General features: G+C 54.5%; 8 protein-coding genes. All 8 read left to right on the top strand.

Annotation, left to right across the window (positions count from 1 at the left end):
* Window positions 1-2,571: hypothetical protein (locus K2G41_RS09310; RefSeq protein ID WP_300117586.1), on the top strand; the 2,571-nt coding region annotated here is incomplete at its 5' end.
* Entirely contained in the window at window positions 2,568-3,011 is a 444-nt protein-coding gene (locus tag K2G41_RS09315) for a hypothetical protein (protein ID WP_300117587.1), read from the top strand. The genes K2G41_RS09310 and K2G41_RS09315, both read left to right, overlap by 4 nt.
* On the top strand, window positions 3,008-3,433 hold the full coding sequence (locus K2G41_RS09320; RefSeq protein WP_300117588.1) for a hypothetical protein: 426 nt from the start codon (window positions 3,008-3,010) through the stop codon (window positions 3,431-3,433). Before K2G41_RS09315 ends, K2G41_RS09320 begins: the two co-directional genes overlap by 4 nt.
* Window positions 3,430-8,526 carry a hypothetical protein gene (locus K2G41_RS09325; RefSeq protein ID WP_300117589.1) on the top strand — a complete coding sequence of 1,699 codons (5,097 nt, stop codon included), beginning with the start codon at window positions 3,430-3,432 and terminating at the stop codon, window positions 8,524-8,526. The genes K2G41_RS09320 and K2G41_RS09325 overlap by 4 nt, the downstream gene beginning before the upstream one ends.
* A 13-nt stretch (window positions 8,527-8,539) precedes the next feature.
* The gene (locus tag K2G41_RS09330) at window positions 8,540-9,583 is read left to right on the top strand and encodes a hypothetical protein (RefSeq protein WP_300117590.1); all 1,044 of its coding nucleotides are present in this window, start codon (window positions 8,540-8,542) and stop codon (window positions 9,581-9,583) included.
* Between the two features lie 8 nt (window positions 9,584-9,591).
* The gene (locus K2G41_RS09335; RefSeq protein WP_300117591.1) at window positions 9,592-9,804 is read left to right on the top strand and encodes a hypothetical protein; all 213 of its coding nucleotides are present in this window, start codon (window positions 9,592-9,594) and stop codon (window positions 9,802-9,804) included.
* Window positions 9,801-10,253: a phage holin family protein gene (locus tag K2G41_RS09340; RefSeq protein ID WP_300117592.1), complete on the top strand. Its 453-nt coding sequence runs from the start codon at window positions 9,801-9,803 to the stop codon at window positions 10,251-10,253. Before K2G41_RS09335 ends, K2G41_RS09340 begins: the two co-directional genes overlap by 4 nt.
* Before the next feature lie 14 nt (window positions 10,254-10,267).
* Window positions 10,268-10,891: an N-acetylmuramoyl-L-alanine amidase gene (locus K2G41_RS09350; RefSeq protein ID WP_366145415.1), complete on the top strand. Its 624-nt coding sequence runs from the start codon at window positions 10,268-10,270 to the stop codon at window positions 10,889-10,891.
* The last annotated feature ends 221 nt before the right edge of the window (window positions 10,892-11,112 follow it).

An 11,112-nucleotide genomic window follows, 5' to 3' on the forward strand; every position in this document is an offset into this window, starting at 1 on the left:
CCGAAGACCGAGGTCGACGCGGCCTACACGGCATACAAGCCCGCCCAGTCTACATACGACGACCTGCTCGAAAGGGGCACCGGTAAAAAGGAGAAGACTGACGGAGGCGGCAAGACCGAAGCCGAGAAAGCTGCCGACCGCGTCGCCGCCCTACAGAAAGAAAACGACCTCAATATTCAACAGCTCCGCGAGCGCCGCCAAGCTATTCTTCAGTACGAAACAGAGCTCGAGCAGGCTCGCATTGATATCATTGAAGATGGAATCGAAAAACGGCGTCGCCAGCGGCAGCTGGACATGGCGAATGAACTGGCCGACCTGCAGGCAAGAATGCAGCAGGAAATAGACGCAGAGGTTCAACGCCAAAAGGCAGCATTCGACGCGCAAGAGGAAGCCAATGCCGCAGGCAAGAAGAACTACGCCAAAAAGACGTTTAACCCCGGGCAGACACTCGCCCTTGAATTTCTGCCGGGGAAAACCATAGGAGAGGGAGCCAACACCGGCGACGTCAAAGTGACTGACATCAACGCTATTGTTGCCCGATACGGTGTGCTTTACCACCTACTGACAGCAAAGCACGCCAAGAGCCTCGACGACCAGAATAAAGCCGATCAGCTGGCAATGGCAGAATACCTCCAGCAATACGGCACATTTGAGGAGAAAAAGACAGCCATCGCCGCCATATACGCCGCCAAGCGCGCCAAGGCAACGACCGACGCCGAGCAGATGCGGCTGGCGCAGGAGGAGAGCAAGGCACTGAATGACGTGGAGTTTGAGGACTTCATGACGAACCGGGTCGCGCTCGCTTTCGGGGAGATCGACAACCTCTCGCGGGAGACGATTGGGCGGCTGATCGAGGAGATGGAGAAATATCGCGGGAAGGTTACGGCGACATTTGATCCGGATAAGATCGAGAAGTTCAACCAGGCGCTGGCTGACCTCAAGAGGGCGCAGGCGATGGGTGAGGGCGGGCTGTTCAGGCAGGTGTTGACTCCGGCGTTTTTTAAAGAGCGCAAGGCGGCGCTGGCGGAAATCAACGCTGCGGAACAGACCCACAATGGCCTGCTTGAGGCCAAGGCGCAGAAAGAGGAGGAGGTCAAGAGGAAGATCGCGGAGATCATCGCCAAGGTGAAGGAGCTGACCGGTGAAGATGTCACAGCCGAGCAGGTGACGGACGGGAGCACCGTGACCAATATAATCGGTCAGGTCGGAGCCTCCGGCAACGAGCGGGGAGCTGCCGACCTCACACAGCTGATCGGTGGCCTCAATGGCGCACGTGTGGAGCTCGGGCAAGTGACGAACGCGAGCAACCAGGCCGGGGCATCGCTCGAACAGCTCAAGGAGGCGTTTGCCGGCAAGTTCACGGGCCAAGGAGGGGCGCTGGCGATGGTTGACACAATCGTGCATGGCATTAATGACATTGTGCAGGGCGCGAACGAGACGGTCAAGGAGCTGGCGAGCACGGCGGACGCTCTTGGGGCTGACACGAGCGTGGGCTCCGGGTGGGATCAAGCGCAGACACTGATGCAGGGCTTTGCGGACGCGAGCGCCGGGGCTACGGAGGCGTTTGAGAGTCTGAAGAGCGGCAACATTATGGGTGTGGTTTCGGGAGTGACGAAGAGCTTCACCTCGTGGATTAAAGCCTTCTCCGCAATGCACGATGCCAGCCGGGAGCGCACGATTCAGCGGCTGCAAGATGAAATCGAGGAGCTGGAGCGCATGAACCGACGCATTGACCACCGGCTGCAGGGGGAATACTCCAAGCGGGCGGCCGGGAGCTACAACGAGGAGATAGAGAACCTCGAGAGACAGCGCGAGCTCATACGGCAGCAGATAGCCGCCGAGCGCGACAAGAAGAATACCGACGACGACCGCATCAAGGAGTGGGAGGATCAATTTGAGGAGCTGGGCTGGCAAATCGAGGAGTATAAAGATAAAGCGCTCGATGCCATTCTGGGCGAGGATATAAGCTCCAGCATAGACAACTTCACCGACGCGCTGGCCGAGAGCTGGGGCAAGACCGGCGAGAGAGCGCGTGCGGCCAAGGATTATGTCAAGACCATACTGCGGCAGATGGTGCTGGAGGCGATGAAGACTGACCTGACGGAGCCGGTCAGGAAGCTTCGGGAGATGATGGCGGGGGCGCTGGACGACGATGTGGTGACAGCGGCGGAGCAGGCCGAGCTGGAGGCATTCGCGCAGCAGCTGGCCGAGCAGACCGAGCGGAAATACAAGTGGGCTGACCGGATCATGAACGACGGCACCACCGACAGCGGAAGCGGCACCGCCGGCACTTTTGCCACGGCGAGCCAAGAGAGCGTGGCGGAGCTGAGCGGACGCGCAGCGGCAATTCACACCAGCGGCGAGATGCGCCGCGAGCTTCTGCTTAACATCAGTGTGGATTTGGCAGCGCTGCGGGCGGATGTGGCGGCCAGCTCGGAGCATACGGCAGAGATGAGAGAGCTGCAGCTGATCGCGGTCGGGTATCTGGAAGCGATTGCCAGGAACACAAATGAATTATATGAAATGAATGAACGGCTTGACAAGATCGAGCGCAACACCAGAGGATTATGAAAATGATTAAAGAACTGCTTGAGGGCGCGAAAGCCCTCGGGGCATGCCGGAAGATTGACGGCATCGACACGCTCGACCAGCTGGTTGAGCTTTATGAGTCGCCACAAGGGCGAGAGTTTTGCGCGGAGCGCAGCTATCCCAGCCGGCAACAGTGGACCGGCATCCGCGACCACTGGGGCGGAGAGGAGCTAAGCAAGCGAAATATCTACATTGACGCTGCGGCGGGGCGATGTGTCTGCAATCCGGGGACTGTCGTTGCCGTGGGTAGCGGGACATGCCTACACGCAACGCTCAGCGGGGCGGACGAGATGCAGCGCATTATCGCGCTATGCGGGGCCAATGTCACGATATGCGCAGAGAATTATGCGGTTTTCGAAGTGATTAACGATGGGACTGCAAGCGTAGCGGTCACGAAGGATGCGACAGTCGTGGAGCTATGAAACAGCCTGAATTGACAATAAACGGGACGAACGCCCGGGCGCGGTGGGGGCTGGTGGCGAACACGAAACTGCTGGCCGCATTGCTGGCTCCAGCCTCCGCTAAAGACCCAATACAGAGCGAGAGCAGGCTGGAGCATGGAACACGCACAATAATCCCGGAGGGTAGCGTAAAGCTCGCCAAGCGCGAGATCACGCTGGAGATAGGCCTCTCGGCACCGAGCCTCCCGGTATTCTACGAGCGATACAGGAGCTTCATTGAGGAGTTGACCTCCGGTTGGCTGCGGATTGAAACGCCCAGATTCCTGCCGGGCGTCGTTTTCAACTGCCGATATGTGAGCTGCACGCAGTTCACCCAGTACAACGGCAGACTCGCAAAGTTCATCCTTAAACTTGAAGAACCAAACCCCAGCAACCGATCATGAACGCTAACATCATCATAAAGAAAGCCGCTGACGCGACCACTCGCCTCGTTGCCCAAATCGGAACGGGAAGTAAGCGCTACTTCATGCTGATGGAGCATGACTACATCACGCTCAAATTCAGCACTGACCAACCGACACATCTACACCTGGGCGATTACGTCGAGATTGAGAACGTTGGTCGATATGAACTAACATCGCCGACAAGAGGCGAGCTCAACCAGAACACCGGAGGCTACGACTACGAGATACGTCTTGAGGCGCAATATTGGAAATTCAGAAACAAGCTTTGCAAGTTCCTGCCGCAGATTGGCAGCAACGAAACAAGCTGGACATACACAGACACTCTGCCTAACCACGCCCAGCAAATACTGTTCAACATTAGAGCGCAGGCCTACCAGCGCGACGACGACGGCAAGGAAACACTGATAGCCGGTCGCCGCACCTTCCTCTACAACGGAGTCACAGATTGGAACATAGAATGGGATGATACCGTCGACGCGACAAAGGCCGTTACCATTCAATACGATAGCAAGAACATCATCGACGCAATATCCGACATCGCTGAAGCCTACGAATGCGAGTGGTGGTTTGAGCAGAACGTGCTACATTTTGGTAAATGCCAATACGGCACAATCCCGGTAACTCTGGAGGTCGGGAAAGAATTGGTCGCTATCAGCAGAAGCGATAGCAAGGAAACCTACGCCACGCGAATATACGCCTACGGATCCGACCGAAATATCGCCAGCAATTACCGCAAGACGCTGGTCTTCGATGCAGAGGTTGCCAACGGCAAGCTACACGACCCGGCACGAGAACTGGAGATGCGATACTTCCGCGGCGCCGACATCGGCATCCGGAGGGCCAAAGCCGACACCCAGTGTGTTCTTGACATCGCTTCGGTATCAGCCCTCGAGCGGACGTTTAGCTTCAGAACCAATGCCGGGAGTGATACCGGAGCTCAGTCCGGGGCCTTTCACCTTTTCAAACCCAACGGCCACGGAGGAGATGAGTACGACTTTGACATGACCGGCGAGCGCAAGAGCGTGAAGTCCGGAATGTTCGAATGGTCATGGCTTCCGATGGAAAGGCCGTACCTCGTTCTTTCCACGCTCCGCCTCAGGGTCACACCAACCGCGCTGAGCAAAGTGACCGACGCAATAACGCCGAAATATCTCACTGCATACTTCCGGTTGATTGTCGAATATTACGAGGAAGACGGCCAAACCAAACGTACGGCCTATCATACATTCATAGCCAAGGGTGACTGGCAGGGAATCAACAATCCTATTGTCTTTAACTTCGAAGATCAATACCTTGCCATCCCCACCGAGAAGGTAGAGAGGGTCGTGATTGAGAACGGCTCTCAAATCGGCTTCGCAATTTGGTATGACGAGAGCGGTCCCAATTACAACTACGTTAACAACAACTCCCCGTCTATCAGCGTAAAGATAGACGCAGGCGGACAGATCGGAATCTTCGAAGGCTGGCCGGAATTCAATGCTGCAGGCATTACCATCGAAGTCCTCGACAAAGTGACCGGCGAGGTTGATCGCACAATCGAGGGTGCGATTTTCAACGCCGACTTTGCTAACAGCCAGCGCAAACTCACACTCCCGGCAGGAGCGACTATCGCCAGGGGCGACAAGTATCAACTACCACAGCTGAACCGAGCACTGGTGCCGGCTCATTATTTTACAAGCATCTATACGGTATTTGAAAAGTATCAGGATATAACGACGAACGGCATTGTCAACAGTCGCCTGCTGTTGCCGGAGACGGACGAGGATGGGAATCCGATAAAGGGCTACCTCGACGCCTTCGAGTTCGAGAGCGAGGAGGAGGCCGTTGAAGACGTGGTTATTTTTGAAGATGTCTACCCAAGCCGTATCAGCAAAATCACCTCTGTCAAAGAGAGCGATGAATACACCGAGGAACAGCCGGAGCAGGATGGGAGCAAAACACAGATCAACTACCGGGAGTACATCTTGACCGATGACCTGTTCAGTGCGACCAATCCGTTCAATCGAGGCGACTATCTTATAGATGGAGCCGCGCTGCAAGTGACATTTCAGAGCGGTCTATTGAACGGGATGACGTTTGATGTGGAGTTATTAGAGGATAACTACCACTTCCAAATAAAACGCGACGACGCGACCAAGCTCCCCAACGAAATAATCAAGCCCAAGACCGGCGACGAGTTTATCCTGCACGGCTTCAACATCGCCATGATTAGCGACAGCGAAACCGACTATGTCAGCAATGCCGAGAAAGAGCTACTCCGGAAGACGCGCGAGTACATCGCAAAACTCAATACCGACACCAGCACCTACCAATGCACGGTGAGCTGCGACCTCGCCTACGAAGTTGAGAAAGACAGCCCCGACGGCCTATATCTTGGCATTGGCAGAAGCGTAAATCTTATTCACCCGGGTTATTTAAAGAACGGCAGGATCAGCCGTGTGCTGGGCTACGAAATACCGCTTGACATTTCATACGATAATCCGGTGTTCTTCATCGGTGAAAAGGCAAGCTACAGCCGAATCGGCGCTATAGAAGACCGCCTCGAGGGAATCGGAAACACCTCCGGCAACTTTGGAGTTGTGCTCGGGGGAGGCGGAACGGCCGGGACAGGTGCTGGTTCCCCCTATGTAATCCAGCAAATAGACAACACGCCTCCTACCGACAAAAACGTTTACTCTGCGCTGCGCGCAAGGCTGGAATTTGTCAGACGTAATGTCGCGCAGAAGCTCCGACATTTATGGACGTTTCTGGCCGGTATCCGAGTCGGGGCGTTTATTTCCGGGTTTGCAGGGGCGCAGATTGATGCCGCCGGCAATGCCGAGGTGGAGACTCTTCAGGTCCGAAGCTGGATGAAGGTGCGGGAGCTGATCTACAATCGACTTAACGCTCAGGAGGGTGACACGTTGTTTTCTGATTCCGGAACTATCGAACAACTCAACGAGGGTCCGGCCGGAGAGCTGCAGGCATTGATGCGCTCGCGATGGGATGGAGATTTTACGCCGTTTCAACCGGGCGATATTGTCTATGGATTTGTTAACAATCTAACAGATGGCGGCGACGCTCACCGGGCATGGGCATGGGTTAGAAGTGTGGACCGAAAGGCGAATCAGCTTGAGTTGGTAACCTATCCCGACCACGAAGTACCGGGCCGACAGAATTATCCGCTTACTGAGGGGATGACGATTGCTCGCTGGGGCAACAATATCGAGGCAAGCGCGGAAAGCTACAACAATCCGGAGTATGGTGCAGTTATAGGTCGTCGCGGTGATAATTACTATAACCAGCGTCAGCGCACGTTCTTGATTTCATGTGACGAGGGGCGCATCGTGGAGCTAACCGGAGTTAACCGGCCGATTCTTGAAGCGAAGAACTACGGAACAGTGCTCGGCACAATTCCGGACGGGTTGCTGAGTGAGGAGACGGCGGCGGTAATCAACCGGGAGCAGCCGTATCTCTATGCGCGCGGCATTCTCGTTCAAGACCTTATCCGGATAGGCTACGACGGGATGGTGGTCAGGACACAAAATTATCGAGGGAGCTGGGATGCAGCCACTGCATCAGACCCCCAAAATTATTATCGGACCACGTCGGACACTTATGACACGGTGACCTGGCACGGAGCGCTGTGGCAGAGCCTGGCGTCAGGCAGCATCGAGGAGCCCGGCGACACTTCCACTGCGTGGCTGAGAATGACCGGAAGCACGGCGGAGACGCGCGGACTGTGGCGGATCGTTCCGAATACGGCACAGATTTGTGTGCGCAAAGATGGTGCAACCATTCCGGAGGTATTGACGTGCGAGGTGCGACGAAGCTCGATAGATGGTGATTTTACATACGGAACCGGGGCGGAACTGGATGCCGCTGGAGCGGAAATCTGGGTGAGCGTAGATGGTAGCGAGATGAGCCGCTTTGTTATTGGAGACCCGCATAAGATTCAGACCATCGGCGGCCGATGGCTGGTATCGCGTTCGGGCAAGACATTACGAACGCAGGGCGATAATATGACGACTAACGGAATTCAGAGCGAGGTTGTGTTTGAACTTCGTGACGCTTTGACCGGGGAAAGACTCGACCGAGCTACCGTGGCAGTGGTATATGACGGCGAGGACGGAAATCCCGGTCCAGAAGGAGCAGCCGGTCCGATGGTTTATCCTGCCGGCATCTGGAACGAACTGACGACCTATTCATCGACAACCGGAGCGTTACCATGCGTGCAACATAGCGGTCGATTTTATGTGTTGCAAGCTGGCAGAACGAGTCGCGGAAATGATCCGGCAAAGGATTATGCAGCAAACGGAAAGTCGGCAGCATGGCGATTGATGGAGTCGATGCAGTATGTTTTTGCCGACGTGTTGATGGCCAACTTCGCAAAGCTGGGGGCGGCCGTGTTTTACGGCGACTTCATGTTCTCGCAGGACGGCACAATAAATGGCGAGCCGGTCAGCGGACTGGACGCGAACGGTGTCGCATATTACACGCGGTTCACCGACGGCAAGAGCGCCGGCACGTTTATCCCGAACATCTGCGTAAATTTCAAATCGGGCTATCTGGGGGCGGCGGTCGGTGTGTTTTCGGGTGCTATTCGGACGGTGTTCAAACCGATTTCGGAGAGCGATGCAGTAAGGGTCACGGCCAACCAGACCGCAGAGCCTTATATCACTGCGCTAAAATACGAGCTGCGCAGCGATGTCAATATTTCGACCGACCGAGGCGGCAGCGTCCATGTTGTGCTTCCCGTTGGGGAGGATCGCCTGGGCATGCGCGTTATTTTGGCCGACTCTCAAGGCCTTTTCTCCCATGCCCCGGCGCGCATCACCGTGTCAACGGCCGATGGCAGCATGATCGGGGGTATTGCCTCGGCTGACATTGAGGCGAATGTCGGGAACTATTGCGCCCGATGGGTTGAGGTCTACGGGGGTATGATTGAACTGATCTGCATCTGGTCAAATCCTACGGGCACCGACAACCGACCGGGCTGGGCGGTGGTGAGCCATCGCGGGCGAGGCATCATTGGAATTTACCGGCAGAGCGGCTTGAATTTATTAACGACAGAATACTGGAAAAATAACTAAACACTTTTTTATTATGGCAGAAAACACAATCACAATCCCCGGATTGCCGGCGGCCGACAAGGCCTACGGCGATATGATCCTGCCGGCAGCACGGGGTGCCGGCGACTATGGCGTGAGTGTGGAGCAACTACGCAATTATATAAATGCTCCCGACTGGCACGGCACGCAGGCGCAATATAACGCCCTGACAAGCCGAGACGCCGGGCGTTGGTATGTCATCGAGTTCGACGGCGATGTCGTGGCTCTCTATCGCGGTGACCAACTCATTACCGCCGTCCCGAATATGGTTGGAGAGTTCACAGCCGATTCGACGGAGGAGGATTGGTATTGGTGGCCCAATGGTGTGAAGACTCGCATCCCGGTCGATCCGTCGACCTGCAAATTTTCGTATTATTGGCCCGGGGTGCTTTCGACCGGTCAAAAGGTTTTTGTTGACCCGATGTCGGGCTTGAACGACTGGAGAGGTGTCGACAACAGATTAAAACGCCTGGAACGCATGCCGGTTATTATGGGCACCTATGGGCAGACATCGGTTTATTATTTGCTTTCGGTTCTGGTTCAGCTTGAACAGGTTCCGGTGATTGATTGCCGTAATATACAATCGCTTTACTACTTCTGCATACAGAATCAGACGCCCATACAATGGGAGCGCATAGCGTTCAAAAACATGGAGCGTGTAATCTCATGGGAAATGACTTTCAATCTCGGAACTCAGCACAAAGTGAAAGTTGTGACCGGACTTGATGCGTCCGCGCTGATTAAAGCCATCAATTATCCGCTCGGAGCTGCCGGGGCGGCATACATCGAAATTAAAAACCTCGGCAAAGCCGCTGCCGGAACGAGTTTCGATTTCAGAAACATTAACTGGGGTGATGATACCCGAGTGCGCAAAGCGCGTCAGTCATTGGTGAACTCTCTCGTAAATTGGTCGTTTGACCGAGCCGCCGCCGGATATGCCCCAGCTACCATCACACTCTCGCCTGCCACATTTGCCCGACTGACATCGGACGAAGTAGCAGCCATCAATGCAAAAGGTTTCACCATCGTAACACAATAAACAAACAAATGAAAGTAGAGAATCGAAAATTGACCCCGTCAGCAGGCATGATGCTGACCCAAGCGGCCGACATCGACATCGAGAGCCGCATCGTTTCGGACTGCGTACACCTCGCCGTCAATGACACCCCGGAGAGCTGGCGCGAAATCACCATCGAAGAAGCCGCATCAATTAGCATAAAGCAGAATGAGATATTTAATGGAAAGGAGGTAGAACCATGATGACCGCGTCCGGACTTCTTGGGATGTTTCCCCATGTCTACGCATTTGTGGCTGTAGGTGTACTGGCTTTTATTTTGGTCATGCTGGCTAATATAGCCGATTGTATTGACGCGATGATTACATCGCGAGTGGCCGGCCAGCAGATTGAAAGCGCTAAACTGCGACATGCACTTTGGAAACTTGCCAAAGAGTGGATTCTGCTCCTGGTCGTCTTCGCCATCGATGCTCTGATGGCGGCATGTTGGACCAAACTCCCTTTTCTTACTGTTATCACGGCTATCGCTATGATCGCTGTCGAGGCGTTGTCTATGGTCGAGCATGCAAGGCTGCGTAAAGACAAACTTATCAAATTGCCCGGTCATTTGAAAGACCTCGTGGAGCTATTCGGCGAGGATGAACTTCGCGATCTTATAAAGCAACTCGCGCGAAAGAAATTGAATCTTGACTAAAAATATCGAATTTTATGAGTACATTGAAAAAAGGCTGCAAGGGCGAAGAAGTGAAAGCTCTGCAGAAGAGATTAAACCTGATGGCCGACGGTGTATTCGGCCCACTGACCGAGGAGGCGGTCAAAGAGTTTCAGAAGTCCTACGGATTGATTGTCGACGGCGTGGTTGGTAATAGTACTTGGCGCGCTTTGGGTGTGGTTCCGGTGGCCAACAAACGTTATGTCGATGAGATTATAGTCCATTGCACTGCCACGCCGGAGGGAGAAGATTTTACCGTCGACCAGATCCGGAAGATGCACCTTGCACGAGGATTCTCAGATATTGGTTACCACTATGTGATATATCGCGATGGTTCGGTCCATGTGGGCCGTAGTGAGGCTGTAGCCGGGGCGCATACAACCGGCCATAATACCCGGTCGATTAGCGTTTGCTACGTTGGTGGTTGCCCTGCTCGCTCCGATAAAGCGTGGATGAATAAGGGGAAAGACACCAGAACGCAGGCGCAAAGGGTTACGCTTGTAAAGCTACTGAAGGAGTTGAGACGCAAATATCCCAACGCCAAAATTTACGGCCATCGAGACTTCGCAAACAAGGCCTGTCCGAGCTTCGACGCTAAAAAGGAGTATAATGACCTATAAATAAAAAAACGCCATTCGAACGGTATTCGAGTGGCGTTTTATTGCCCTATAGTGCGCGCGGGGAACGTTTCAAATTATACGCTTCGTTTTACGATTTTATACGTTTCGTTTCCAAAAGTCCTAACGCTTCGTTTTGCGGATTATACTTGACCCGGCAAAGATGTCGCAGTATGGACTCGTTCCGGCAGATATTGACAAGGTTCTCGCGGACCAGAATATTG

Source organism: Duncaniella sp. (assembly GCF_029056165.1).
GTDB lineage: Bacteria > Bacteroidota > Bacteroidia > Bacteroidales > Muribaculaceae > Duncaniella.